This is a genomic window from Rhizobium ruizarguesonis, assembly GCF_012349115.1.
Classification (GTDB): Bacteria; Pseudomonadota; Alphaproteobacteria; order Rhizobiales; family Rhizobiaceae; genus Rhizobium; species Rhizobium ruizarguesonis.
The window spans coordinates 21,615-47,380 of record NZ_PQIG01000072.1 but is presented as its reverse complement, the minus strand read 5'-3'; the positions used below and the strand labels follow the sequence as shown (position 1 = coordinate 47,380).

Annotated in this window: 26 protein-coding genes and 1 pseudogene; 4 read left to right on the top strand and 23 right to left on the bottom strand. The window is 59.9% G+C overall.

Annotated elements, in window-relative coordinates; translation table 11 throughout:
• Positions 1-318 precede the first annotated feature (318 nt).
• From C3Y91_RS13360 to C3Y91_RS13350, 3 genes are all read left to right on the top strand, one after another.
• Positions 319-1,026 (top strand): hypothetical protein, encoded by a 708-nt coding sequence (locus C3Y91_RS13360; protein WP_168575426.1) that lies wholly within the window; start codon positions 319-321, stop codon positions 1,024-1,026.
• Positions 1,027-1,231: 205 nt separating this feature from the next.
• The gene (locus tag C3Y91_RS13355) at positions 1,232-1,945 is read left to right on the top strand and encodes a GntR family transcriptional regulator (protein WP_168334834.1); all 714 of its coding nucleotides are present in this window, start codon (positions 1,232-1,234) and stop codon (positions 1,943-1,945) included.
• Positions 1,946-1,988: 43 nt separating this feature from the next.
• The gene (locus C3Y91_RS13350) at positions 1,989-2,906 is read left to right on the top strand and encodes a hypothetical protein (protein ID WP_246780193.1); all 918 of its coding nucleotides are present in this window, start codon (positions 1,989-1,991) and stop codon (positions 2,904-2,906) included.
• Between the two features lie 342 nt (positions 2,907-3,248).
• Here C3Y91_RS13350 and C3Y91_RS13345 read toward each other — a convergent pair whose 3' ends face one another.
• From C3Y91_RS13345 to C3Y91_RS13325, 5 genes are all read right to left on the bottom strand, one after another.
• Entirely contained in the window at positions 3,249-4,331 is a 1,083-nt protein-coding gene (locus tag C3Y91_RS13345; protein ID WP_425523610.1) for a hypothetical protein, read from the bottom strand.
• Positions 4,332-4,367: 36 nt separating this feature from the next.
• The gene (locus C3Y91_RS13340; RefSeq protein WP_020572027.1) at positions 4,368-5,576 is read right to left on the bottom strand and encodes a glycerophosphodiester phosphodiesterase family protein; all 1,209 of its coding nucleotides are present in this window, start codon (positions 5,574-5,576) and stop codon (positions 4,368-4,370) included.
• Positions 5,577-5,911: 335 nt separating this feature from the next.
• On the bottom strand, positions 5,912-6,433 hold the full coding sequence (locus tag C3Y91_RS13335; RefSeq protein WP_245511542.1) for a GNAT family N-acetyltransferase: 522 nt from the start codon (positions 6,431-6,433) through the stop codon (positions 5,912-5,914).
• 154 nt (positions 6,434-6,587) lie between these two features.
• A complete protein-coding gene (locus tag C3Y91_RS13330; RefSeq protein WP_018517066.1) occupies positions 6,588-7,259 on the bottom strand; it encodes an HAD family hydrolase in 672 nt (223 codons plus the stop codon).
• Between the two features lie 140 nt (positions 7,260-7,399).
• A complete protein-coding gene (locus tag C3Y91_RS13325; RefSeq protein ID WP_018482084.1) occupies positions 7,400-8,686 on the bottom strand; it encodes a DegT/DnrJ/EryC1/StrS family aminotransferase in 1,287 nt (428 codons plus the stop codon).
• Positions 8,687-9,145: 459 nt separating this feature from the next.
• On the opposite strand from C3Y91_RS13325, the gene C3Y91_RS13320 reads away from it, so the two are divergent.
• Complete coding sequence (locus C3Y91_RS13320) at positions 9,146-10,420, top strand: ROK family protein (protein ID WP_164598201.1); 1,275 nt, start codon at positions 9,146-9,148, stop codon at positions 10,418-10,420.
• Positions 10,421-10,749: 329 nt separating this feature from the next.
• On the opposite strand, the gene C3Y91_RS13315 is transcribed toward C3Y91_RS13320, so the two are convergent.
• The 18 genes and pseudogenes from C3Y91_RS13315 to cybH form a co-directional block, all read right to left on the bottom strand.
• On the bottom strand, positions 10,750-10,968 hold the full coding sequence (locus C3Y91_RS13315) for a transposase (RefSeq protein WP_246726406.1): 219 nt from the start codon (positions 10,966-10,968) through the stop codon (positions 10,750-10,752).
• A 406-nt stretch (positions 10,969-11,374) separates the two neighbouring features.
• Positions 11,375-12,528 (bottom strand): annotated as a pseudogene (locus C3Y91_RS13310) (sigma-54-dependent transcriptional regulator); the annotation flags it as partial.
• Positions 12,525-14,210 (bottom strand): hydrogenase maturation protein, encoded by a 1,686-nt coding sequence (locus C3Y91_RS13305; RefSeq protein WP_018517063.1) that lies wholly within the window; start codon positions 14,208-14,210, stop codon positions 12,525-12,527. The pseudogene C3Y91_RS13310 and the gene C3Y91_RS13305, both read right to left, overlap by 4 nt.
• Before the next feature lie 9 nt (positions 14,211-14,219).
• Positions 14,220-15,272: a hydrogenase expression/formation protein HypE gene (gene hypE / locus C3Y91_RS13300; protein ID WP_018517062.1), complete on the bottom strand. Its 1,053-nt coding sequence runs from the start codon at positions 15,270-15,272 to the stop codon at positions 14,220-14,222.
• Positions 15,269-16,426: a hydrogenase formation protein HypD gene (gene hypD / locus C3Y91_RS13295; RefSeq protein WP_168575425.1), complete on the bottom strand. Its 1,158-nt coding sequence runs from the start codon at positions 16,424-16,426 to the stop codon at positions 15,269-15,271. The genes hypE and hypD overlap by 4 nt, the downstream gene beginning before the upstream one ends.
• Complete coding sequence (locus C3Y91_RS13290; RefSeq protein ID WP_018517060.1) at positions 16,423-16,650, bottom strand: HypC/HybG/HupF family hydrogenase formation chaperone; 228 nt, start codon at positions 16,648-16,650, stop codon at positions 16,423-16,425. Before C3Y91_RS13290 ends, hypD begins: the two co-directional genes overlap by 4 nt.
• A complete protein-coding gene (gene hypF / locus C3Y91_RS13285; protein ID WP_018517059.1) occupies positions 16,641-18,920 on the bottom strand; it encodes a carbamoyltransferase HypF in 2,280 nt (759 codons plus the stop codon). The genes C3Y91_RS13290 and hypF overlap by 10 nt, the downstream gene beginning before the upstream one ends.
• 3 nt (positions 18,921-18,923) lie before the next feature.
• On the bottom strand, positions 18,924-19,823 hold the full coding sequence (hypB, locus tag C3Y91_RS13280; RefSeq protein ID WP_026242367.1) for a hydrogenase nickel incorporation protein HypB: 900 nt from the start codon (positions 19,821-19,823) through the stop codon (positions 18,924-18,926).
• Complete coding sequence (gene hypA / locus C3Y91_RS13275; RefSeq protein WP_026242366.1) at positions 19,823-20,164, bottom strand: hydrogenase maturation nickel metallochaperone HypA; 342 nt, start codon at positions 20,162-20,164, stop codon at positions 19,823-19,825. Before hypA ends, hypB begins: the two co-directional genes overlap by 1 nt.
• Positions 20,157-21,269, bottom strand: a complete 1,113-nt coding sequence (locus C3Y91_RS13270) for a nickel-dependent hydrogenase large subunit (RefSeq protein WP_018517055.1) — start codon at positions 21,267-21,269, stop codon at positions 20,157-20,159. The genes hypA and C3Y91_RS13270 overlap by 8 nt, the downstream gene beginning before the upstream one ends.
• Entirely contained in the window at positions 21,266-21,790 is a 525-nt protein-coding gene (gene hybE, locus C3Y91_RS13265) for a [NiFe]-hydrogenase assembly chaperone HybE (RefSeq protein WP_168575424.1), read from the bottom strand. The genes C3Y91_RS13270 and hybE overlap by 4 nt, the downstream gene beginning before the upstream one ends.
• Positions 21,780-21,992, bottom strand: a complete 213-nt coding sequence (locus C3Y91_RS13260; protein ID WP_018517053.1) for a rubredoxin — start codon at positions 21,990-21,992, stop codon at positions 21,780-21,782. The genes hybE and C3Y91_RS13260 overlap by 11 nt, the downstream gene beginning before the upstream one ends.
• Complete coding sequence (locus C3Y91_RS13255; protein WP_018517052.1) at positions 21,989-22,837, bottom strand: hydrogenase expression/formation protein; 849 nt, start codon at positions 22,835-22,837, stop codon at positions 21,989-21,991. The genes C3Y91_RS13260 and C3Y91_RS13255 overlap by 4 nt, the downstream gene beginning before the upstream one ends.
• Complete coding sequence (locus tag C3Y91_RS13250; protein ID WP_027667916.1) at positions 22,834-23,283, bottom strand: thioredoxin domain-containing protein; 450 nt, start codon at positions 23,281-23,283, stop codon at positions 22,834-22,836. The genes C3Y91_RS13255 and C3Y91_RS13250 overlap by 4 nt, the downstream gene beginning before the upstream one ends.
• A 168-nt stretch (positions 23,284-23,451) precedes the next feature.
• A complete protein-coding gene (locus tag C3Y91_RS13245) occupies positions 23,452-23,748 on the bottom strand; it encodes a HypC/HybG/HupF family hydrogenase formation chaperone (protein ID WP_018517050.1) in 297 nt (98 codons plus the stop codon).
• A gap of 96 nt (positions 23,749-23,844) precedes the next feature.
• Entirely contained in the window at positions 23,845-24,420 is a 576-nt protein-coding gene (gene hupE / locus C3Y91_RS13240; RefSeq protein ID WP_168575423.1) for a nickel permease HupE, read from the bottom strand.
• 11 nt (positions 24,421-24,431) lie between these two features.
• Positions 24,432-25,040 (bottom strand): HyaD/HybD family hydrogenase maturation endopeptidase, encoded by a 609-nt coding sequence (locus C3Y91_RS13235; RefSeq protein WP_018517048.1) that lies wholly within the window; start codon positions 25,038-25,040, stop codon positions 24,432-24,434.
• Positions 25,041-25,760, bottom strand: coding sequence for a Ni/Fe-hydrogenase, b-type cytochrome subunit (gene cybH, locus C3Y91_RS13230; RefSeq protein ID WP_018517047.1), 720 nt, complete (start codon positions 25,758-25,760; stop codon positions 25,041-25,043).
• Positions 25,761-25,766: the final 6 nt, after the last annotated feature.

The window sequence follows — 25,766 nt, the reverse complement described above, 5'->3', positions numbered from 1 at the left end:
GTTGTCAGATAGAGGGGAACTTTTCGTGCTGCTTGAGGGAGTCATAGCCGTACATGACCACTTCGAGCTTTGGCCATCACCAACGGAGATTGTCAGCTCGAACATTCGCGGACTCAATCAAATCTTGAGCTCGCATGAGAAAGACTATATTGTTTCGAGTTTTTTATTTGACGATTAAAGTATAAAGTTACGCTAGTGCGATTGGCCAAATATATAAAAAAATATATTATTGCTATATATTGATCTATGGCGGAGCGCCGTCTAGACCTGCTCAACACGCGCCAGGGGGACTACCCTGGTCAGCGACGGGAGGCTTAGATGAACCGACGTGACAAAATGCATCCAAACAAAGCCAGGCGTGATAGCCCGGAAATGAGGCTCGCCTTCCTCGATTGCGTACGTGTGGTTGCTCCACGGGGTGCCATACGCTGGCCGGCCGCACGGAACGACCATCTGAATGCGCTTCGCGAAGTCGCAGATAGCGGAAGATATTATCGGATTAACCGTCCGGTGGTGACCGGCACGGAGCCGAGCCTTGAAAAATTGCCGACATTGCAACAACCATCTGCCGAATACGAGGCAAGCATAGGCCTGGGCCTAACCAAGGCACTTCTCGCCACCAACCACGAACCGGAACGAATGGGTCAGATCACATGGTCTCTTTCAAAATCTGAACGTGTCTTTGATTGCGCTGGAGGTGATTCTGACAACGGCGAAACCATCGCTACTGATGGACAAGTCGAGGCTCTCGCGAGCCGCGGATACATCAAACCCGCCGATGCCTATTGTCGGCTGGTTGATAGGGATAACCGATCGGCAAAATTACTCATTGACGATGAGGCCGACGCACGTCCACCGAAGAGCTGCCATGAACATGTAGATTTCGAAAACTGCCACCACATTGATGGCACTTGCAGGCCTTGGAGACACGGTTCGCTTAAAGCCGGCCGCTTACGCGAAATACGACAGGCGGTAGACATCGGACCAGCGCGCCATCCCGAGGCAGCCTTGTGCCTATGGCATTGAAATTAGCGGCAGAATGCGATAGCTGCCAATTACGGCCGCGGCTGTAATACAGGTGGTTGATGCCGTATCTGGTTCGGGCGCGAAACGCGGTGCCGGTGTTGGAAGGGCCGACTAATTCGACCTTCAATTCGAAGCGACCGTCCGGTCTCAATGCAAGAAGCTCCTGTAGGGTCCTTGAAGGATATCGACAGAGGAAAACTATCAAATGCGGTGTTGCAAGAACGCCCCCCAAGGTCGTGGGGGTGACCCAAATTTTTCTACTGAACCAGAACCTGCAAAGGCCGATATTGCCTACGAGGCTATTCGACGAATTCTCCACAGTAACGGTCGTGTGCCGGGGCAACATCTCAGGGAACAGGATCTAGCGTCTAAGCTCGATCTTGGTCGAACGCCAGTTCGCGAAGCACTTCAGCGGCTTGCAGCTGAAGGGAAGATCCAATACATCCCTCAAAGAGGCTTTTTCACGAGGCCGATGTCGGAAAGAGCTCTGTTAGATTTTTATGTTGTCGGACGTGAGACCCTGATCTCGGCATTAAATCGAATGCGGCCGCAGGTCCCAGAGAGCTGGACCGTGACGGATAAATTGTCCCCTGACGAACTTGCCTTAAGGGCAGAAGCGATATTCACTAAAATCGCCCAAGAAGCATCGAATTGCGAGGCTTGCAAAATCGTCCACCGATTCTGTTTTTGCACTCACCCTTTACGAATGGAAATAACTGCGTCGGAACTTCGGCCCGCGTTTGTCGAAAGCCTCGAGAAGCTAATTGCCGCAATGTCTGAACTAGGCACGGCAACGACCCTGGTGGAGTCCGCGTTGGTGAACCACCTTGATCTAGAACAGGGTGCCGTCTCAAGGATTGTACAAGAGGTGAACGAACGTGGATTAACAGGGTTTCCGGGGCCTGCGAAAAGTTTGTGACATCGCAACCGTCATCTCGACGAAATGATCCTAATCAACGAGCTTGAAGAATTTTGTCGAGTGCCGCGCATATCTGCGGCTGCTGCGGGCAATCCAAAAGCCGACGTCGGCATCACCTACCAGCATTTTAATGATGTTGCCAAATCAAAGAGGCTGCCGCCATCGCTTCAGCATTCCAGAATACAGCGCCGGCAAAGCGAAAGGTGCTTGTGTCCTATCGAGCGACGCCCTCCGCAGGTTTCCATTTGCCGCGGCTGCCCAGGCCAGCTATGATGATCGAGCGACGTTTTCAGCCGAAGTGCTAAAGGAGATCGTGCCAAAGATCATAACAGCCAACGGGATCGACGCTGCGACCTTGAGGACAGAGGTTATGCCAGGCGGGTATCTCCTCAAAACCAATGCATCGCTTCAGACCGAGGGTGATCTCGATGACGCCGGGGCGGGTCGACTTGCCGGCTCCCTGGGCTACGTCTTCCGCCAATATCGCGTCCTTACCTCTCGCCTCAACGACACGACAGGTAAGACAGGCTTTGTTGTCGTGCGGTTTCCGCAGGGCAGCCTTAACGCCACCGTCGCGCAGAGATTCTTCGAGGCAGCGGACGCAACGAAAAAAGGCTTGGGCGGCGGATATGCCGTGTTCGGTGACGAGCAGATCTTCCTTAATGCAACGAATTCCGAAGGAAAGCCTTATAGCGGACTCGATGACGCAAGCTTCCAAGACGGATTGAGCCGCGCAGCCGTATCGTTTGGCAGCCCCAAACCAATGGTTTCTTCCCTCGGCAATGCGACCGCGCGCTTTATTGGGAATGATTGGCAGAGGTCAACAAGAGGCGAGGACTATCAAACCTTGCTCGGTGGATCGGACGGCGAGTTAGTGAGAAAGCTCGACGAGATCAGCAGGTGTTATGCATTCCTCCTCGCGAAGACAGCCGACAGCAAGGGCTGGGCCAAAGATGAATAAGGGCCGGACGAGGACCTACGCTCAAGTCGCTTAGCGAGTTCAAATGGCATTTCGCAAAACGGATCTCGCGGTCGATACGATTTTGAGTGATCGTACGCTGGCCACCTGGGGCCGCGCCGGAGAGAATCTCACTGCTGCAATGCTCGAGAAATTCAAGACGGCTTAATCCTGCTTTGGTTCTGGAATATCTTAGCGCGGCGACGTCACAGCTTGAGTGGTCACCATCTTTGCTCGATCTGGCTCAGACATTCGCTGCGCAAGCAGCCGGGATTGCGGCATCGCGGTAGCTGAAACTGATGGCGTCTGATCGCCGTTGGAACAAATGAGAGTCGTCCAACATCGCTATTCAAAGCGTTCGATATTGATGCGGATCGCATCACCAGCCACCGATTTTACATTCGACGGAGGATTGCCAGGACGAGCCGTGCCGCAGGGAGTCCTTATCTCGCCGGAAAGGTACTGGCCGCTGTTGCAGGGCAGCATGGTGACGTCGAGAAAGTCGCTCCTCTTCAGGGAATTCTGATACGCTATGACTTCTTTCATCGACAAGGGGTTCGAGAAGATCGTCACGCCCTCAAATCCCGGTAGCGCCTCAATTGGCTCAATCATGGGCGATGTCTGACCGGGCACTGCTGCAGCGCCAATAACCCATGGTCCAACCGATCCGAAAATGACAGATTTCGGACGATCGGCTGGCGTACCAGAGCTGAAAGGAGAATGCGGGAACCCGCTGTCGAGCACTGCCTCATCCCATTGGTAAGCTGTAAAAGCTAGAAAATAGGTATACGGCGCAAAACGGTCGATGCGCACTTTGCCGTCTGGAGTAAAGGTATAGTAAATCCACTCTGTGCCGGAGAATGCCCCTGTTGGCCCCACGACGTTCATATCCCAGGGCTTCTGCCACCATGCAATAGACGCCATGTCGCTTTGAAGCAGGCTTTTCGCAAAAGACCACTTTTGACCATTCGGATTGGGCGTGGCTCCCAACGCGAATGATAGGTAAGCATCGTTCGAATTAGAACTTAGAAGCGATAGGGCGCTACCGCCATTAGGAGCGGTATTTTCACGGGTCTTTTCGACCAAAAGGACAGTGAACCCCGTGTCCGGTCTGATCGACGCGCTTTGACTAGTCACGATTGACGCGTGCGGTGGAAAGTTGAAGGAAGTCTTGTTGGTATAGAAGTCAAATGCCTGCCTCGTATCTTCGGGCACCGGATAATCCGCTTCTGCCGCCGAGTCGTGGATGTACAGCTTTGGAAATTCCCAGAAAATTGGCAATACCTTCGGTGTGAGCGTCTGAGATACTTTGTCCGACGCGCTTCTAAGACAATTGGCTTCATTGGTGCATAATGCCCCTTGCCCTTCGCCAGCGACAAGACAGCCCAGCGTGGAAAACAATAGGAAGAATTTCATTCCATTATTCATCAAAACAATCCCGTTTTTGGAAGCGGAGGTCTTGCTCTAGCGCGTGAGCTCGGTGGTGTTGCGGCGCCCTATCTGGCGCAACATATCGCCGACAACGTCGGGCCAATCAGTGGTGATAAGATTGGTACGATTGACGATCGCCATCTCCGGATCTCCTCGGTAATCTGGTACGATCCCTCGTTGAGCGGTCGATTTCGGATCCGTGTTGTGGTCGAAGCAGCATTTTCCGGCGCTGTTGGCGACGCCCTCTGGAAAGTAGTTACTTTCATGATAGGTGGCGAAGCCCTGCTTCTGGTCGATATAGTCGAAATATGCCTGCAGACCGTCACCTTTATAGAATTGGTTCATTTCAAACTGAATGGAGAACGGCGCCACATTCCATTGATCGTAGATTGAGTCCTCGTGGGGATCGTAGCTGGAATCCTTCACATTCTCGTCATCCGGGTTTTCGACGACAATTAGCCCGCCAATGAGGTTGGGGTCGTAGGTCGTCCGATTTAAAATCGTGCCGACATCCACCGCATCCTTTGCTTTGAGCTTGAATACAACGGCTTTGCTGAGTTTCGCATTTCCCTTGGTCGCGAGAATGTCAAGGCAGCGTTGCATGAGCTCGATGGGATCAGTAGGGTCCTGATCATCGACTGCCGCCTTGATATCGACGATCATCACGTAGCCATGACCATCATCGGAGACATATTGGGCGAGTAGATCGAGCGCGGCAGAGAACGTTAGGAACTTCGCCTTTCGCCCTTGTGAATCCGTAAAAACGCGGCCATGTCGGTCCCGTAGATCGGCCTGTCGTAGCTGCGAAAAGTTCTGATTATATAATAGGCCGCTTCCAGTTGACTCGCGCTCAATCCTGTAGTCGTGAGATAGAACGACTTCATTGTCAGCGGTGAAGCGGGCATCGACTTCCACGCTCTCGATCTGCGAATTCCAGGCGTCTTGCAAGGCATAGGCTGAATTCTCGGGATAGATCTCCCAAGATCCGCGGTGCGCAGATAGCAGGACCAAGTCATCGTCGGGTTTCGGCAGCTTAAACATGTTTCTTGTAATCGCACTTACAAGATATGGTGAAGGCTTTACCGGAAGCAGCGCCTCTGCTTCGGCATAGGATGGAATAGCGAAAGCAAAAAAAGAAGTCAAAATGAGCGATGCCCGCAGATCCCGTCGGCCGCCGAGGTAACCAAAACGCGAGGCGTAAGAATTTAGGATCGCTGATGCTACGTTGTTGCTGGTGTGCATAAGGTTTCAGAACCTTTCGATGAGAATTTGGGTAGCTCGCTACGTTGTACGGCCTGTTCCTGGGGCTTTTTGCAACAGCACGAACCGCCTCAGCAGTGGCTAAGGCCTGGGCTGGGAACGAAAGAGGGGAGATGGCCTCGCTACGCGATGGGATTTGTTAGCCGACCGCCTGGTTCCCCCCTTGCTCTATGGCTGTAATAACAGGCTGTTCGACATCAAGATGATCCATAAAAGCGGAGCCTAACAAAGGCGTTGCGTTGCCGGGTCGCGACATAGCGTACTCAAGGGTTGAGAGAGTTTCGGTGAAAGCAGCTTGGAGCTCGACACGATTATTTTCATCCTGGTGCAGCGGTTCTCAGGTGAGGAGGCGTTGGCAGGGTTTTCTCCATCAAAGCTGCTGCGCCATAGGGTGTTTGGACGCAATCAATTGCCTGCCAGCCGCTCTTTTCGTAAAGAACTCGCGCGTCCTCCGTTATCAAGAAAAGGCTTTTGTAACCGAGGCGCGATGCTTCGTGCTCCAGCCGCTCGATCAACAACGTGGCTATCCCTTTCTTGCGGTGAAATGGATGGACAAAGAGCGACTTAAGCCACGGGGATAGATGAGATTTTCCATCGAAATCACGATCAGCCAACGTGACCATCCCAACCGGCAATGCGTTTTCAATGGCAATCAATGTTAGCGGTATCGAATTTTTTGTTGCTGCTTCAAACTCGCCCCACGTTTGTTCGTACGAGCCATTTGATTGACAACCCCATTGTCCGAAAGTCCAACTTGCGCAAATGGAAATGAATTTCGGAAGTCTTTCTAGGTACTCGATCGTTACCGGAGTTGCAGCTACCATTGGTTTCGCGGTCATAGTATCTCCATTCTTCTGGCGGGCCGAGCAATCGAGCGAGGATCGGTCAATTTGAGGTGAAGCCCGTGCACCAACCGATGCTATCGGATGCCACGATATATCCTGGACGGTGACGCTGCGATTCAAGACGCTTCGCCTGAGCGCAACTGCGTGATCACAAAGCTGCTAAGATTTGTGGCAACGCCGTCATGCGGCTAAACAGCTTTGTGGCACCTGCCTCCATCAGTTTGTCTCCATGCCCAGCAAGGCAATGAGAGCCACCCACGAAGCCAATCACCATCATCCCGGCTGCCACTGCCGCCTGAGTTCCAGCAACGCTGTCTTCAATAACGAGACAACTGCCAGCCGGTGTGTTCATATTCTGTGCTGCAAACAGAAAGAGATCCGGCGCTGGCTTACCACGCGCAACTTGCGATGCGCTGAAGACATGGGGCCAAAAGAAATCATGCAGGTCTGTGACTTTAAGAGCCAAGCAGAGCTTCGCAGCATCACTGTTCGACGCCACGCACTTCCTTAAATTGATAGCTTCCAAGGTTTGCCGAACGCCGCTGGTTGCACGCAGATCACGAGCATATCGATTTGCAACTTCGGCCATCACACGTTCATGATGATCCTCCGGTAGGCGCAAGCCGCCCTCGGATTCTATGACTGAATAACTTTGCTGGTCAGTCATTCCTATGAAGCGATCGTTATACTCTTCAGCGGATATGATATAGCCACATTTCGCCAAAGCTTCGATGTGCACCCTGGTTGCGATAAGCTCGCTATCGACGAGAACCCCGTCGCAGTCGAAGATCAGTAATTCCGGACTTTTTGAAAAAGACATACAAGGAGTCCTCGTTGTAGAATCGCTCTGAGTTTTGTCCCAGCGCAGCTTTCAATCTTCCGGGCATTGAGCAAAGTATGATTGAAAAGGATCGGATGTTGACCATTGCGGCACTGGGAAATTGGTGCGACGCGCGAGGCTCAGCCAGAAATTGCTCCTGCGGCGACCTTCGGACCTTGCTTATGAAGAGCATTCCAAACCTTGTGAAACGCCTCTGCATAAAGCTTCATCAATTCGCCATCGTTGGGTGGCGCAATCTCGGAAACGTAAAACATCGTATCCAAGAGTTTCACTGTATTCGGAAAATCGGCGGCCTTCCAGTTGTCGCGAATGTCTGGAAGATATTCGAATACGGGCTTCGTGAGCCAAACACAGATAGGCACGCCTTCGGCCTGCAGCGATTTCACCACGAAATCCCTTGCAGCCGGGCCTGGCGCGAAGCCAAGTGCCGCAGGTTCGATCCGGAGGGGAAAGTTGAGCATCGAATGGTCGCAGTCAGATGGGTTGAAAAGAGGAAATATACCCACAAGCTCGCTGATCATCTCCCATAAAAGCTTGCTATTGTCTCTTCGGATTTGCAGTTGCGTATCCATCTCAGTGACCCGCAAGTTCGCTATAGATGAAGAGAATACGTTGGGCCTGTAGTTGTACCCTTGGGAATAGGGCGAGAATATTCGCGCTCCGCTCCGAGACGAGCTGGACAGCGATACGCGATCAACATGTGCAATCAAGTTGGCGTCTTCCGTGATGACAAATCCTAGCTCCCCAGCCCCAAGGTGCTTGGCGCCGTTTCCGGATAGAGCGAGTGCGTCTGCATCAAGATGCGCACCGTCGACGATTGGTTTCGCGGCGCCGATCGATTGGCAGATGTCGTCGATCACAGCAATGCCTTGAGCTCGCGCTGCAGACCTCGCGTCGGGGACGAGAACATTGTTTCCGAAAAGGTGAGTGACTAAAACTGCAGCCACGTTGGGGCCGAACTCTTCAGCGGCGGCGCGCTGATCAATCCCGGCCAAGTTCATGTCGACATCAACGAAGACGGGTTGAAGACCGCTGATCGTGATTGGCCCTACCGCTCCCGGCCAATTCAATGCTGCGGTAACAACTTGCTCGCCTCGCTCTTTGACGTAGTCGAGCTCGATGTGAATGGCTGCCGTTCCGCTGCCGACAGCGCGCACTTGCCACTTCCCGGTCCACCTTGCAAGGCTTTCCTCCAAACCGCTCACAATTGGATGATTAACGCGGTGATATCTTCCACCATCCACAACTCCACGCAGGGCATCCGAGTGCTTCTTCTCCGCGGCGGGCCAAGGTGTAACACGTCCCTGGGGGACCACAGGCTTCCCACCGAAAACGGCGAGCTTCTCGACTGAGAAAGCACCAGTTGCGTTGCGAGTTATGAGCCGTAGTGCACCGAATCCGTTCATCTCGATCTCCAATCATGCTCATTAGAATGCTGATCAGCCCACACAAACGCTAGCACTGCTTTCCCAGGTATGATAGCTCAAAATAAGTATATAAAAAAGTATATGCTAAATTATATTCAAGATACGCGAGATAAAATAAGTATAATATTCGATTCTGTCGTGTATGGTCAGGCAGCTGCTTGGGCGTCACCTTGGTCAGCTTCTGCACGGAGCGCTTGGGATATTTCAATAGTTTTTAACGATTGGGCGGACAACTAAGATCACTGAATGAAGGCTTGGGACGGGAACCGGCCAAAGTTTCCCGTAAACGCCAGGTGCCGATCATAAGATGCGTTGGAAGAACAGCACATGGCCCCCAGATCATAACCCGAGCCTCACCAGATTGCGAAGAAGCGGTTAGCCCCCTGATAGTGCTGGCCGTTGGCGGCGCAATTGGTTCGGCCAACAGGATTGGATGCTATGGACTCTTTGATAAGAAGACTCGAAGCTCACCGACTGGGAGAAAGTGAGGGCAGTTCTGACGATCGCCATAAAGATGAGAGCGCTAAGGGTATAGTACCGGCCCAAAAACTGATTCCAACGCGAACCTTGGGCCCTGCGAATCGGGGCCGATTGCTGCAGGCCTTGTACGACATAGGGCCATCCAGCAGGGCGGACCTGGCCCGCCTTGCGGGTGTGACTCGAGGGACTATCGGAGGGATTGTGCAGCCCCTGATCGATCAGGGTGTTCTTGCGGAAGGAGAGGTGATCCCTCCCAACGAAGCAGGCGGCAAGCCGGCTACCAAGTTGTGGTTTTCCAAGGATGCAAGGCCAATATGCGCGGTGCTCCTGATGCACGACCGCGTGAGTGCTTGTTTGGTCTCTTTGGAGGGCAAGGTCTATGCTCAACACGCCGCCGATTTTCCGAAGAACCTTACACACCCCACCGACGCATTCCGAATTATAAGCACCTGTGTCGAAGAAACCATCGCATCTGGCAAACCGATCTTAGGGATAGGTGTAGCAGTTGCAGGAATGATCAATACGGAGACGGGCACAATCGTGACCGCCAGTCTCGGGCCATTCCTGGACGGCTTACCGCTCGAAGCCGAGTTGCACAAAAGGTTCGGCGTTACCGTGTGTGTCGATCAGGATACCAGAGCCTTGCTGGTTGGGGACCGATGGTTTGGACAAGGCCGCGGTCGGAGAAACTTCGCCTCCGTCCATATCGGCGAGACTTTGGGTGGAGCGCTTTACCTTGATGGGCATCTCTATCGGGGACCCGCAGGTGCAGGCGGCGAAATCGGTCATACGACCGTAGACATCAAAGGTCGGATATGCCAGTGCGGCCGACGTGGATGCTGGGAAACAATCGCCGGCTCGAAGTGGTTAACGGACGAGGCCAAGGTTAGGCGGTTGCCACAACCGCACTCCCTGGATGTGAGCCGATTATTGACTCTGGCCAACCACGACGTCCCAGGCGCACGAGAATTACTTCGCGACTACGCGTTCAACATTTCGGTCGGCCTGGCGAACCTCCAGCAGTTCATGGCGCCCAATTTTATCGTTATTCACGGCGACATCGTACGAGGGGGAAACCCCATGCTTCATTTAATCCAGGAAAGCTTCCGGGAATTGGTATTCCATCGCCCGGGCGATGAAATTGCCCTTGCTTTCGGAGATAGCGAATGCCTGGCGGCTTTACGCGGTGCCGCCAGTCTGCTTCTTTCTGAATTGCTGAATTTTGTCATCTAATGGCCTCCGCAATACGATCCTCAGGAAACGTCTTAAGTGGCGCCAAGGTGGGCTGCCTTTGAAAGCATCTGGCAGACGGTAGGTAGTTCTTATAGGTGGCTTTCGAACCTAAAGCACCGTCCGCTTAATCGGACGCATATCCTGGGGCTTTGAGATAGTTCCAGCATTCGGTTCTGTTGAAGAGATTGCAGATTGAGCGAGAGCGTCGGAGAGGGAATCGAAGGTTCTTGCGGCTGCGGCGCGCAGGTCAGCCTTGATCTTGGAAAATGCATCTCCATGGGATTGAGATCGGGCTGTAGGGCGGCAGAAACAGTAGCCCGGCTCCTCGTTTAACGGCCTGTGCCGCGCTGTGTGCTTTTGTGAACGACGAGGTTGTCGAGAATGACGAGATCACCGGGTTCAAGTGTTGGCGAGAGCTGTGTCTGGACATAGGTCTCGGACGAGACGCGGTTCATGGCGTGATGGATGATCCACGGCGCGGTCAGGCCGTAACAGCGCAATGCTGCGATGAAGGTCTGCGTCCCCCAATGCGCGAACGGAGCATCCATTCGCAATCGTTCGCCGCGCAGGCAGCGTGACCACGTAGCCGGACCATCTTCGTGTTCACGGATGTTTCGTCAATGAACAAAAGACGATGCGGTTCCAGTCGCATTCGTGGCTGACGCTTGCCGATCCAGACGTCACGGTCCAGCCGCACCGTCGCGCGTGCGCGTTCGACGCCATCAGGGCTTGTTTAATATGTGAGCCCGTGGGCCACCAGGACACGCGACAGTGACGAGTGGAACCCGAACACCATCCGTGCCATCAAGCTTGTCAGCCGGTTCCGGCATGGTGATGTCGGGCTTGCGCTCGACCTCAGCGGTAACCGGCGTTCCACTCCCACATTCCTCCCTTCGCCCTAATCTGTGATCGGCTTTCCATGGACGAGCGAAGGGAGTTTCTCCATGGAGAGTACAGCTCGCGCACATTACCCGGCCACCCGTAAGCCGTCATGAGGTCGAGTGTCCGGGGGTGGAAGCCGGCGACTTGCCGGTTGAACGACTGGTTGATCTGGGTAAGGATCCGCGCTGCGATCGCGGGAATGTCCTCCACCCGGTCCTTGAGCGCCGGCATGTGGATCGGAAAGGCCGCGAGCCGGTAATGAGGTCGCGACGAAACCGGCCGGCCGCCACCTCGGCGAGCAGGTTGCGGTTGGTGGCCGAGATCACCCGGACATTGACCTTGCGTGGCCGCAGGGCGCCCAGCGGCCGGATCCCGCCCTCCTGCAATACGCGCAGCAGCTTGACCTGGAAGGCGGGCGAGGTTTTCGCCGATCTCGTCGAGAAAGATCGTGCCGCTGTCGGCGAGTTCGAAAAGGCCGATACGATCCTGATAGGCGCCGGTATAGGCGCCCTTCTTGCAGCCAAAGAGCTCGCTTTCGAGCAGGTCATCCGGAAGGGCGCCGCAATTCTCCACAACAAAGGATTTTTCGGCTCGGGCCGATTCCTGATGGATGGCGCGCGCCAGCAATTCCTTGCCGGTCCCCGAGGCACCGGTAATGAGGACCGAGACATCGTAGCGCGCGGCGCGGCGGGCGAGTGTGATGGGGCCGACCAGCGGGCTGTCGCCGCGGTGAACGATGCGGTCGAAGCCGAAGGACTGGCTCTGGCTGCGGCGGCGATCGCTGATGACCTTCTTGAGCGCCTCGCTCGCCGGCTTCACCTCGATGCGCATATCGGTGACTCGTGCTGCAGACGCCAGAGATTGGCGCTTTCGCGAACGCAGTCGATCAGTTTGTCGGGGCTCCACGGCTTGGTGATATATTGGTAGATGCCGGCATTGTTGACGCCCTCGATAATGTCGCTGGAATCGGTGTAGCCGGAAATGATGATGCGGATCGTGTCAGGCCAGAGTTCGCGCACGCGCTTCAAGAATTCGACGCCGGATTCGCCGGGCATGCGCTGGTCGCACAAGATCACCTGCACCATCTCGCCTTCCAGCACTTCCTCGGCTTCCTTGGCGTTGCGCGCGCCGATGACCTCGAATTCGTCGGACAGAACCCGCTGAATCGCCTCGATCGAGCGCACCTCGTCATCGACGACGAGAACGGTAGCGTGCGGGTTCGTCATCGCATGGTCCTCCCGCGGTCAGCCTCGTCGCCGGTTGCACGGTGGATCGCGAGCGTGAGGGGCGTGCGCGACTTGGGCGTCTTGCGGATAAAGTTGTAGCGCGCCACGTGATAGCTCGGATCGAAGCCGTAGAAATTGCGCCGCATGCGCCGCAATTCCTCCTCGCGATAGGCGGCAAGCGGTTTCTCGGCCTCGTCGCGGCCGCGCCGTGCCTGCTTGGCGGCAATGCGTCCGGCAAGTTCGGGAGACGCCGCGAGTTCCGCGACGGCGCGGTGCAATACCTGCTCGGCAGCGTCGATATTGCCCGGCAGGCGCCGAGTCGCGAGCCCAAACTCAAGGGCCTCGTCGATCCCCATCGGCAGCCTCGCCTGCATTACGCGGCGGGCGCGATCCTCGCCGACGCGGGCGGGCAGGAGATAGGTCCAGTATTCCGAACCGTAAAGATTGCCCATGTCCTTGTAATGCGGATTAAGAATGACGCCCTCGCGCATCCACACCTCGTCGGCAGCGAGCGAAAGGAAGACGCCGCCGGCGCCGGCATTGCCGAGCACGGCGGCGATCACCAGCCGATCGTCGGTCACGATGATCTCGCGCACCAGCTCGTTCATCGCGTTAATGTTGCGCCAAGATTCGTCGGCGGCGCTGTCGGCGCTCTCGATGATGCCGAGATGGATGCCGTTCGACCAGCAATCCGCGTCGCCCTGCAGCACAAGAACCGGAAGCGCACGCGCCTTCGCCGTCACGATCGCTTCCCGCAAAATATCACAATCCTCCGACGACATCGCACCGTTGTGGAAGCGGAACTCGAGGACGCCGACACCATTCTCCTCGCGGTAGCGGCAGGGTTGCGGCCGCGCCACGATCGGCAGAACGTCCGCGTCTACCCCAAGAAGCCGCAGCGCCGGCAGTTTCAGGCTCCGCGCTTCCGGCCGGCGAAGATGGGCGACCCAAAGCGCGCCTTCGCGGAAGGCCATGGCCACCGCCTGCCGTGACCGTCCGACCAGAGTGCCGGGCGGCCCCGCAAGCCCCTCCGCTGGCTCGGCGTCGAACACCAGGAATGTCTGGCCGACGATCGTCAGCAACGCGCCGGGATCTCCGTCCGAGGCCCGGATTATCCGGAGCGCTTCCTCGGCGGAATGAAGCGCGGGATCGAGCATGCGGTCGGACTTCCGGCAAGCGGACCGCTCGCGCCCGCGGCCCCAATTGGCCGGCATGACCGGACCTTCCCCGCGCTCGATGCGACCGAGCGCCTCGAAGACGCAGGCGGTGGCCGCCTCCGTTACCTCGCGGCGATAGAGGCTCGATTTCCGCGCGGGGCGCATCGGGAACTCCCGCCACGCCCAGACGGGGCCGGCATCCATTTCTTCCCGGGCCTCGATCAGCGTCACGCCCCAGCGCGCCTCGCTTTCGAGGATCGCCCAGTCAAGCGCACTCGGTCCCTTGTCGCCCCGGATGCCTGGATGAACGATCAGACAGAGCGTCCGGCGCCAGACGTCGGCCGGGATCGGCCGCTTGAGGAAGGGGGCAATTATGAGATGCGGCGAGAAGAGTGCGACGGCCTCGCGGGTGAGGTCGTCATGGATGTCAAGTTCGACCGACACTTCGTGTCCTGCCCGCCTCAGATCGACATGCAAGCGCTGGGAGAGCGAGTTGAAGCTGTGGCAGAGAAGCAGGATGCGCATCGTCCGCCCTCAACAGATCCGGGGCAGTTGTTCGCCCGAAAGCCAATCGACGATCCGGCCGCCGCCGAACGAGGTCACCATCTGCACGAAGTAATTGTCATCGGCCACGACATGGCCGATCAACGCCGCCTCGGCTCCCAGCGGATGGGCGTGGATCGCCGCGAGCACGGCGTCCGCGCCCTCCGGCGCGACAACCGCCACCAGTTTGCCCTCGTTGGCGACATTGAGCGGATCGAGGCCGAGGAACTCGCAGGCGGCCGCCACCTCGGGCTTCATGGGAATGGCTTCCTCGTCGATCCGGAAGCCGACCCGCGACTGGCTGGCGATCTCGTTCAGCGTCGCTGCGATGCCGCCGCGCGTCGGGTCGCGCATCAGCCGGATATGCGCGCCGCCGGCTGCGACCATGTCCGCCACCAGCCCGTGCAGCGCCGCGCTGTCGGAGACAATGTCCGTGTCGAATTCGAGGTTCTCGCGCTTCGACATGACGGCGACGCCGTGGTCGCCGATCGAGCCGGATATGATCACCGCATCGCCGGGCCGGGCGGCGTCCGAGCGGAGGTCGAGCCCATCCGGAGCCATGCCGATGCCGGCCGTCGAGATGAAGACGCCGTCGGCCTTGCCGCGCTCAACCACCTTTGTGTCGCCGGTGATAATCGGCACCCCCGCCTCGCGGGAGGCCGCGCCCATGCTGTCGGCGATGCGTTCGAGATCGACGAGCGGGAAGCCTTCCTCGATGATGAAGCTCGCCGAAAGATAAAGCGGCACGGCGCCCGCCATGGCGATATCGTTGATCGTGCCGTGGACGGCAAGCGTGCCGATATTGCCGCCAGGGAAAAACAGCGGAGAGACGACATACCCGTCCGTCGTCATCACCATGCGGCCGCCCGGCACCGAAAAGGCCGACTGGTCATTGCCGGCCCGCAGCCAGTCATTGTCGAAGGCCTTGTGGAAGATGCCCTCGATCAGTTGGCCCATGGCGCGCCCGCCCGCGCCATGCGAGAGATCGATGCGGCCGTTCGCGACATCAAGCTTGCGTTTGTAGGCCTTGATCATCATGTTCATGCGACCGCTCTCCGCGCATCAACCTGCCGCACCTTTTCGCGGAAGCGGCCATAGGCCCAGTGCGCCGCGCAGGCGCCTTCCGACGAGACCATGCAGGAACCCATGGGTGTGTCCGGCGTGCAGACCGTACCGAACAGCTTGCAGTCGGCCGGCTTCTTGACGCCGCGCAGGATCGCGCCGCATTCGCAGGCCGGATTGTCCTTCGCGGCGGGCGTGACCATCGAGAAGCGTTTTTCGGCATCATAGGCCGCATATTGTGGCCTGAGCCGCAGCGCGCCATAGGGCACTTCGCCGAGCCCCCGCCATTCGAAGCTCTCCCGGAGTTCGAAGAAATTTGCGACCTCCGCCTGGGCCTTCTCGTTGCCGAGGGCGGTGACCGCGCGGATATACTGGTTTTCCACCTCATGGCGGCCATCGTTGACCTGCCGCACCAGCATCAGGATCGCCTGGATAACGTCGAGCGGTTCGAAACCCGCCACCACCACCGGCTTGCGGAACTCCTCGGCGAAGAACTCATAAGGCTCGGTGCCGATCACCGTCGAGACATGGGCGGGACCGATAAATCCATCGATCTTGATCGTGCCGAGCTTTCGGACATCCGGGCTTTCGAGGATGTTCTGGATCGCCGCGGGCGTCAGAACGTGATTGCAGAAGATCGAGAAATTGCCGAGCCCCCTGGCGATTGCCGCCTTGAGCGCGAGCGCGGTCGTCGGTGTCGTCGTCTCGAAGCCGATCGCGAAGAATACGACCTCGCGGTCGGGTTCGGCATCGGCGATCCGCAACGCATCGAGCGTCGAATAGACCATGCGGATGTCCGCACCGGCCGCCTTGGCCTTCAACAAGCTCGAACCGTTGGAGCCCGGTACTCGCATCAGGTCGCCATAGGTGCCGAGCGTGATTTCCGGCCGCATGGCAAGCGCGATCGCAGCATCAATGCGGCCGATCGGCAGGACACAGACGGGACATCCCGGCCCGTGGATCATCCGCACATTGGCGGGCAGCAGGTCCTCAAGGCCGTAGCGGGAGATGGCATGCGTGTGGCCACCGCAGAATTCCATGAAGTGATAGGAGCGCGCGGGGTCGGCGAGCGCGGTGATTTGCCGGGCAACGTCCTTGGCGAGGCTGCCGTCGCGATATTCGTCGATATATTTCATGCCGCATCTCCCATCGCAGCTTCGCGGATCAAAGCCAGCGTCCTCTCCGCCTCCTCTGGATCGATCTTCGCCAGGGCATAACCGACATGGAGGACGACATAATCGCCCACCTTCACATCATCGACGAGCGCCGTCGAAACGATTTTCGAGACGCCGTCGAGCGTGACCTTCGCCATGTTGTCGGGCAGCAATTCCTTAACCTGGACAGGTATGGCTAGGCACATGTCCGGTTCTCCTCGATTGATGCATGTTCGTTCATGATGACCTGCCGCGCATAGGCGGCCTGGCCGAGCGCGATACCGCCGTCATTGGCGGGCGCGAGACGCGGCAGGCTGGGCTCGAGGCCACGCTCCCTCAGAGCCCGCGCGAGGCCCGCCGCAAGGACGCGGTTCATCATGCATCCGCCGCCGAGCGCGACCTGCCGGGTGCCGCGCGCGGCCGCGCCCCTGGCCGCCCAATCCGCGAGACCCGCGATCAGCGTGCCGTGAAAGACGTCGGCGGCATCGGCGCCGCAAGGACGACCTTGTTCAGCGAGGTGCAGGATGAGCGGCCGGAAATCGAGCGTACCATCCCCAATCGAATATCCGCCGGCAAGGCAGCGCGGTGCCCGAACCAGCGCCTCGAACTCCATCGCGGCCTGCCCCTCGTAATCTTGCACGAGGCGAACACCCGCTATCGCCGCGGCTGCGTCGAACAGCCTGCCGAGGCTGCTGGTGACCGGAGTGCGCATGCTGCGCGAAAACATCGCCGTCAATTGCGTTACGCCTGAATGACCCGGCCAGAGCTGTGGCGCGAGATCGATGCGGCCGGCCGCCTGAAGCGCCGCGACACCCATGCGCCAAGGCTCCCGCGCCGCGCGATCGCCACTCGGCAGCGGAAGGGGCATGAGTGATCCCGCCCGCTGCCAGCGATGGTGGTCAATCACGACTATTTCGCCGCCCCAACTCGTGCCGTCGGTGCCGAAGCCGTGACCGTCGAGCGCAAGTCCTAGAACCGGCCCGGAAAGGCGATGCTCCGCCACCACGGCAGCGACATGGGCAAGATGATGCTGGACCGGCACAATCGGCAGGTTCAAGCCTTCCGCCGTTCGCACCGAACGGAAATCCGGATGCAGGTCGCAGGCGGCGAATTCCGGCTTCACGTCGAGGATCGAACAGAGATGGGCGATTACCTCGCGCTGGAAGCGGATCGCTTCGGCATTGTCGAGGCCGCCGATATGCTGCGACAGAAACGCCTCCCGGCCACGTGTAACGCAGATAGTGTTCTTGAGGTCCGCGCCGGTGGCGATCACGGAGGGGCCGTCCGCGCCAAGATCGACCGGCTCCGGCACGAAGCCGCGGGCGCGGCGAATGAAGGCCGGGGCGCCATCGATCACCTGCATGACGGAGTCGTCAGCGCGGACGACGATGTCGCGGTCATGGGTAACGACCAGGTCGGCGATCGCGACAAGGCGCCGCCCGGCGTCGTCATTATCGGCTACCAGCGGCTCGCCGCCGGGATTGGCGCTGGTCGCGACCAGCGCGGCGTGACAGTGCGGCGAAGAGCGGGAGAGCTCGTCGAGCAGCAGGTGATGCACCGGGGCATAAGCGAGCATGAGTCCTACCCGCGTGAGCCCGGGCGCGATCAGGCCAGAGAGTTCGCCAGCACGGGCCGCGACGAGAACGATCGGGCGTGCTGGCGAGATCAGCAACGCCTCTTCGGCTTCGTTCGGCCGTGCAAGCTGCCGCGCCGCCTCGATGTCGCGAACCATGACGGCGAATGGCTTCTGGTCGCGCGCCTTGCGCAGCCGCAACAGGCCGATCGCCCCATCGTTGCGGGCGTCGCAAAGCAAGTGGAAACCGCCGACGCCCTTGAGCGCAACGATCGCGCCGCCTTCGAGCCGCGCGGAGATTTCCTTGATCGGATGACTGAGCCTCGGCCCGCAATTAGGACATGCGACAGGCTCGGCATGGAAACGCCGGTTCTCCGGATCGACATAGTCCGCGGCGCAAGTCCGGCACATCGGAAACGACGCCATCGAGGTGTGAGCCCGGTCATAAGGCAGGGCGCGGGTGATGGTGAAGCGCGGGCCGCAATGGGTGCAGTTGACGAAGGGATAGCCGAAGAAGCGGCTCGCCGGATCCGTCAACTCCCGACGGCATCCGTCACAGGTTGCGGCGTCGGCGCCGATCCTGGTCGCACTCCGACCGCCCAGGCTTTCGAGTATCTCGAACCGCTCGCCGCCAGCAGGGACCAGTTCGAGGACATCGATCGAATCGATGCGGGCGAGCGGCGGCGCCTGCGTCCTGACCGCTTCGGGGAAGTGGTTCGCGTCCCTACCCTCGATCTCGATCAGCACGCCCGCGCTGTCGTTCAGCACGAAGCCGGAGAGCCGCATTGCCCGAGCGAGCCGATAGGCAAAAGGCCGGAAACCGACGCCCTGCACGGCGCCGCGCACCCGGAGCCTAAGCCGCCGGACCGGGCTTTCGATCTGTCGTGCAAGCGACGGCGTCATACTTCAAGCCACCTTCGAACGAATTGCCCGGCGCGCCGCGGACACTTCGAGCCAGGCGTAGAACGCCTCCATGCCCTCTCCGGTGCGAGCCGACACGGTTAATGTCTGCAGGCGCGGATTGACGCGCAGCGCGTTGGCGATGCAGAACCCGGTATTGAAATCGAGATGAGGCAGCAGGTCGGCCTTGTTGAGGATCATCAGGTCGGCGGCGGCGAACATGTCGGGATATTTGAGCGGCTTGTCCTCGCCTTCAGTGACCGACAGCACAACCACCTTGTGCGCCTCGCCGAGATCAAAGGCGGCGGGACAGACGAGATTGCCGACATTCTCGATAAAGAGCGCCGAGCCGGGCTCGGGCGCGAGATCCTCGACCGCGTGGCCGACCATATGGGCGTCGAGATGGCAGCCCTTGCCGGTATTGATCTGGATCGCCCGCGCGCCGGTCTCACGGATACGCGCCGCGTCGTTCGAGGTCTGCTGGTCGCCCTCGATGACGGAGATCGAGAGGCGGTCCTTGAGGTCTTTGATTGTCCGAACCAGCAGGCTGGTCTTGCCTGAGCCGGGACTGGAGACAAAATTCAGCGCGAAGACGCCCTGGCGCTCGAAATGTCTCCTGTTCTCGGCCGCATAGGCATCATTCTTGGAGAGGATGTCCTTCTCCACCTGGATGATCCGCTCCTGGCTCATGCCCGGCACATGCACGCCGGCGATGCCCTTGCTATAATGGACGCTGCCGTCCTCGGCGTGGTGGTGGTCATCATGTTCATGATCGCCACGGTGATGATCATGATCATGATCGTGATCGTGGTGACCATCGTGATGATGATGGCCGTGGCCATCATCTCCAACCTCATGCGTGTGGCCCTCAATGGCCGACGTTCCGCAGCCGCATACCGTGCACATCAGATCACCTCCATGTCTCTGATCTTCAATTCGTCGCCTGCCGTCATCTGGACGCGATGCCGTCCGCAGTCCGGGCAGGCGCCGAACCGCTCCTCCAAAGCTACCGTCTTGCCGCAATCGAGGCACCAACCCTCGCCAGCGATGCGATTGATCTCGAGTGTCGCGCTGTCGGCGACCGTACCATGCCGCACCGCCTCATAGCAGAAGATCAGCGCGTCGGGATTGACATGGCTCAATACGCCGACATCTAGCCGGACCGACTTGACCCGCGTCGCGCCGTTCTGCCGCGCCGTCTCACAGACGATTTCGATCACGCTCTCCATCAACGACATTTCATGCATCGGCAGCCTCGCGAACGTTGATTTCGAAGGCCACGCAGGGGTCGAACAGGACCGCGAGCCGGGATATCGATCGGACCGCGGCCTCGTCGGCGCCGACCGGTGACGACAACAGCGTCTCGACGAAAGGGCCAGCCGGATGAAAATTCCACTCGGTCGGAGCAAGAATGCGATAGGCTGCGAGCCTGCCGTCACCGCCGATTTCGATCTGATGATAGAGCCTGCCGCGCGCGCATTCCACCGCGCCATAGCCGCCCGCGCCCGGCGTCGGGCCGCTGCAAGCGAGTGAAGCGCAGTCGAAGTCGCCGGTCCTCGCGAGAGCGGTGAGCTGCGTGAGCGAGATGCGGACATCGCCGATCCGGGCCCGGAGGCGCCGCGCCAGATGGGGCGCCTCCGGGAGGCCGGCGGACGCGGATCGGGCATAGGCTCCTGTCTCCGCGATGCGGCCGGAAAGATGCGGCAGGCTGGCATAGCCGGCTTCGTCGCGAAGCCGCGCCACGACCTCCGCGTCGTCACTGATAGTCAGCGGGTCGGGTCGTCGACCGGCGAAGACGTGGTCGTCCTCGACATCGCGCAAAATCGCCGCGCAGGCCGTCTCCGGCAACGGCGTGTCGCCCCGGCCCGGAATCCCGAGCGCCGTGGCCGCCGCTGAAAGCCGCTCGGCCGCGGCCGCCAATCGCGGTCGGCTGGTTCTCCCAGCCTTGGCATGCGAGATGATCGCCAGCGAGGCGGCCAGCGCCTCCCGGAGATGTCTGCCGGCATCCGCTGCAAAGCGCTCTGGCAGCGGCGTCGGCCACTGAAGGATGAGCGCGCGCAAGGTTTCGAAAATCCGCTCGGCGAGCAAGCCGGCACTGGCGCCGAGACGCTCCTCGTCGTTCATCGCCAGATCCGCCGCGGCGAGGACGGCGAGCCGCGCCGCCACCGATTGCGCAAAGCCGCAAAGCGAAAAGACCTGGCCGGCGAGAACGGGCGCCTCCTCGGGCTGGCGGCCGACGAACATGCGCGTCAGCCCCCGCGGGCGGTTCGCCTTCACCGCAACGGAACAGGCGAGCGCCCGCGACACCGTCACGTCGATCCCTATCGTGCCGGCCCCGAGAAGGAATGTCATTCCGATGCCTCCTCGCGCCCGCGGAAATGTCCGCGCAGCAGGTCGCGCCGATTGACAGCCGCGGGTGGAGCCGGCGGCGGTTCGAGCGTGGCGGGATCGAAGAAGGCGCGGACGGCTTCCTCCGCGGTTTCCAGCGCGGCTTCCATGGTCGCGAACTCGAAGACCGGCGAAAACAGCGAGCAGGAATCGATCCGGCCGATCGCATCGAGTTGGCCAGCGATGAATTCGACCTCGCCCGCCGGCAGGTTGACGCGCAGGGTTGTGCCCGTGGCGGCTGGGCCGGTGGGCACGCCATCTGGCAGGTCGGCGGCCACGAGGTTCATGAACCAGGGCGTGGTGACGATGCCGAGGGCGCGTCCGCCATAGGTCCGGAAGCCGGTCGCGGCGACGCCAAGCGCGGGGTTGCAGATCGGCACGTCAGCCATCGCGGTCGGATAAATCTCCCGGTAGCGCATCTCGAGCTGCAGCCCGAGCGCCAAAGCCGGATCGATGGCCGCGACATCGTGCGACTCAGCGTCCATCGCCAAGCCTCATGAACTTCGACTGCAGGGCATCGCAATTTGGGCATCGCCAGTCCTCGGTCAGATTGGAGAACGGGGTGCCTGGCGGGATCTGCCAGACCGGGTCGCCTTCGGCGGGATCGTAGACATGCCAGCAGATCCCGCATTCCATCCGGTCGTCGGACACTGTCTCGCGCTTGCCGAAATTCTCGAAGGCGCTCATTTGAAATAGGCCTCCCAGATGTCCCGCAGTCGCGCCTCGGAGTCGCGGAAATCCTCCTCGGCGGCGATGGCGACCGAAGGAATGTTGCAGACCTCCAGCGTGTCGAGGATGATCGTGTCCATGGCGTTGTAGAACTGAACCGACCAGACATTGCGCGCGCCGGTCGCCACGACGCGGCAGGTGCCGTAGCCGCGCGAGGTAAGCTGCACCGGTCCGGCCCCCAACGCATCCTGCAGGAACGCCATGTCCTCCGGGCTCATCGGGAAAAGCGAGAAGGTGATGACATGGGCCGGATCGCCGTCGCGGTACCGGGCGATGCGGTCGCCGATCTCGGTCAGCACGGGCATGACGTTCATGGCGCCCGCCGGCGCCGGTCCGTGGCTAATCGATGCGGGCAGCCCCGAACACGCCTGCCGGACGGCGGCGGGAATGCTCGCCACCTCGATATAGTCGGCAATGAGCCGACCATCGACGTCGGTGAAGCGGATGCGCCAGACGCCAGCCATCACGGCCTCCTGCATCTGGGCCGTGACGCCGTTCGCCAACGCAGCGACGCCGGCCACCTCGCCTTCACCAAGGGTCTGGGTTATCAGTTCCCTGTCGTCGTCGGGGAAATCGGTGATGTCGAACAGCCGGCCCGGCTGCTCGGCCTTCTGAACCGCGAGCGCATCGGCGAGCTCCGGCAGGAGCATCGCCGTCCGCCGGCATCGACGGATCATTTCCTCGGCGCTGCTCGTGGCGAGAAAATTGAGCTTTCGGGCGCGAAGTGGCGGTTCGGCGCCGATCGGCATCACCGTCATGGCGGCGCCTTCGCCCTCGGGGGCAACCCAAAAACCAGCCTTCATCGCGCGATCTCCTTGCCGGCATGGGTGATCTCGACCTTCGGCCCGCCCGAGGACACCATGACCGGCACGTCGGGCGACAGCCATGCACTGATCTTCTCGACATATTCCGACCAGTCGCGGATCTTGCCGAGCACGCCGACCGGCTGGTCCCGCCGCGTCACGACGAGGCTCGGCATGACGACGACGTTGAAGCGCGCCTTAAGCTTGTCCTCCGTCGCACGGCGAACCACCGCGCCCCGCAGGCGGCCACGGAAGACCTGCATGAGTTCTGGAAGAACCACGGCGACATCATCGGCCTCGGGCCGTTGCGCCGGATCGCCGGTGAAGAACAGGACGGCATTGTCGGGCTCGCCCGCAGCCGGGGCGAGGAAGGCATCGATATTCGTCTCATCGACGACAGGTAGGTGCGCCCGCTCGCTCAGGGCGCGGACCAGGGCAGATGGCATTGTCTCCTCCACAAATCACGATGCAAAACATTGCGAATGATGATCTGCAAACGGCGTGCCAGACTGAGGAAAGTAGGATTCCATTGATCTGGAAGGGAAATTTTCGCTAGAGGAAAATATCGCCAACATCTGGGTGGAAACTCAAATTCCATTTTGGAAGTTCTCTTTTCACTCGCCGCGCAAATGCGGCGGCAATTCCGGCTCGCGGGAAATGAGATCGGCGAAGAGCATATCGAAGGCTCTTCCCTCCACCGCTTCGGCAAGTCCGGCGAGCGCGTCGTCGATTGCGCGGGCCTCGTCGGCATCGAGCACGCGGATGGCCGAGCCGAGATGGGTGAGCAGATGGGTTCCGGGCGCCTGCGGGCCGACCAGCATCAGGGAAATCGAGGAGATCGCGCCATGGCGCTCGCATTGCGCGATGAACTCGCTGCCGACGACGACCCGCATGGGAATGCCGATGCACATGACGCTCTATCTCCGTCCGAATCTAGTGAAATCGGGAGCCACGACGGAGCAGGGGTGCCCACGCGGCTCACGGAAGGCCTCAGCCTTGGGAGTGATTCAGCCGACCAGCAGTGCCGCGCCGGCCAGGGCGACGGCCCCGCCGGCCACCCGCGCGACCACCTGTCCGCCTTTGCCGAACCTCAGCGAAGCCAGCCCGATGCCGAGGACGTGCAGGATGACCGTCGCAGCCAGGAAGCCCGCCACGTAGCCCGTCGCGTTTGACATTGTCGGCAACTCGATGCCATGGACGTGGCCGTGGAAGAGCGCGCATATGCCGACGACGATCGCGGCCACCGGGGTGGGAATCTTCACCTCGAAGGCCACCAGCAAGCCGAGCATCGCCACGGTCAGCGCGATTGCAGTTTCGACCATCGGCAGCGCGATACCCTCGATACCCAGGACGCCGCCACCGGCCATGACGATGACGAAGGCGGAGGGCACGATCCAGACGGCCTTGCCGCCCAGCGTCGAGGCCCAGAAGCCGACCGCGACCATCGCCAGGATATGATCGAGGCCGCTGAACGGATGGTTGAGACCCGCAAGCGTGCCATCGGCGTGCAGCCCGACATGGGCGTGGGCGATGCTCGGTAGCGCCAGCGCGGCGAGCGTCGTCGTAATCTTACTATACTTCATGGATGTCCTCCTCAGCAGTTCAACGCGGCCGGTTCGGCACGGCGCTCGTAACGTTCGAAATCGATATCGTGTTCGAGGAGCGGCGGAACCGCCGCGCCTTCCGGGCGCGCCGTGACGGCGACACCCCAGCTTCTCAATACTCGGACCGCCGTTTCGATGGCCGCGGGTATGACTCCCCTGACCGGCGCCGTCAGCGGGCCACCCCAATCCTCGAGATCGAGTGGCTGGCAGCCAATCAGGGTCAACCGCTCCGGATAGTGCCCCATGAAGTCGGCGGCACTCAGCACCTCCTGGAAGCCGGTCTGGTGCAGGCTCATCTTCTTGGCGCCGGTGAATTTCGGCACTTCGTCGTCTTCCACCACCTTCATCGTGCCCGGCTCGAGGCCGTAGTCGATCGCATCGAAGACGATCAGCCGGTCGTGCTCGTTGACGAACTGCACGAGATAGAGCCCCTGCGTGCCGCCATCGAGAATGGTGACATTGTCGGACAGTTCATAGGCTTTGTGGAACGCCTCGACCGCGCGCACGCCAAAACCCTCGTCGGCCCAGAGGATATTGCCGATGCCAAGCACGAGAATACGAGGCGCCGGCGGAGGTCCCAGGGGATACGGGATGGTCATCTAATCCTCCCTGTCCTTGAAGAGCCGTTCACCCGAGATCATCGACGAGATGATGCTCTGCCGGCTCATAATGTCCTCGCGCACCGCCACATAGATGTGGACCATCACGAAGACGAGGATCACCCACATGCCGAGATGGTGGTAAGTGTGGATGTCCTGGCTGTTCGGCCAGATCGAGAACACCCAGCCGAAGAGCGAATATTCCCAACTGTCGCGGCCGGCACCTTCGCTATAGAGTGCAAAGCCGGTGATCGCCATGAACAAGAGCGGCAAAGTGAACATCAGGAACATGGTGAACTGGGGGAGCGGATTGTGGCCGACATATTTCTTCGGCTGCCGCACCAGAAATGTATACCAGCCCACCTCATGCAGCCATTCCTTCCAGAAACGGCCGCTCCAGAACGGCACGTAGAAGATCTGCCGGGCATGGACGTTGCCGACGAAGGCCCAGTAGACCCTGAGGATCAGGAACACGGCGAGGAGCTGCCCCGCCGCGAAGTGGATGAAACGGATATAGCCCATCAGGAAGTTGGCGCTCGCCTCGCCGGGCACGGAAGGAAGCGGCGAGCCGATGAAGTAGCCGGTCAGCGCGAGCGTAAGAATCGAGAAGGCGTTGATCCAGTGCCAGATGCGCACCGGAGCCTCGTAGACATAGACGCTCTGGCGCTCGATGGCCTTTTCGCCATGGGCGTCGGCGGCGAGTGTTTCGTGGATAGTCATGACCGA